At 74.3% G+C, this 646-nt stretch carries 1 protein-coding gene; it reads right to left on the reverse strand.

The window, feature by feature from the left end; translation table 11 throughout:
• The coding region (locus B8460_RS19435) for an Hpt domain-containing protein (RefSeq protein ID WP_048863281.1) at positions 1–402 on the reverse strand (402 nt) is incomplete at its 3' end.
• Between the last annotated feature and the right edge of the window lie 244 nt (positions 403–646).

Here is a 646-nt window from a genome sequence, read left to right on the forward strand (position 1 = left end):
GGGCAGCGGCATCGCGGCGGCCGTCGCGCCGGCGGCCAGGCGGTCCAGGTCGTGGATCAGCGCCGTATCGTCCCCGGCCGGCTCCGTCCCGGTCGCCGCGAGGCCGCCCACGATGGCCTTGATCCGGTCGATCGCGGCCAGCACCAGCGTCACCAACCCGGGCGTTACCGGCTGCACGCCGTCGCGCACGCGGCCCAGCACGTTTTCCGCCGCATGCGCCACGCCCTCCAGCCGGGGCAGGCCGAGGAAGCCGCAGGTGCCCTTGATCGTGTGGACGAGACGGAAGATCAGCGAGAGCGTCTCGCGGTCGTCCGGCTGGCGTTCGAGCCGGACGAGGGCGACGTCCAGTTCACCGAGGCTCTCGCCCGTCTCGGTCAGGAAATCAGCGAGCAGATCGTCCATGCGCGAGCACCCCTGCGGACGGTCCCGCGGGACCGGCCGGTGCAGGGTGCGCGCAGGCAGGCGAACAAAGCGTAAAGGTGCGCCCGCGCCTCAATGCGCCGGTGCGAGCAGCAGCACCGGCGCCTGCCCTGCCGGACCGAGCAGCAGCCGCAGCCGGATCGCGCTCGCCCGCGCGATCATCACCGCGAGGGCGACCGATGCCGTGCGCGCGTCGGGCGTGCGCGACGCCGCCGTCGCGGCGGGC

Source organism: Acidisphaera rubrifaciens HS-AP3 (genome assembly GCF_000964365.1).
GTDB lineage: Bacteria > Pseudomonadota > Alphaproteobacteria > Acetobacterales > Acetobacteraceae > Acidisphaera > Acidisphaera rubrifaciens.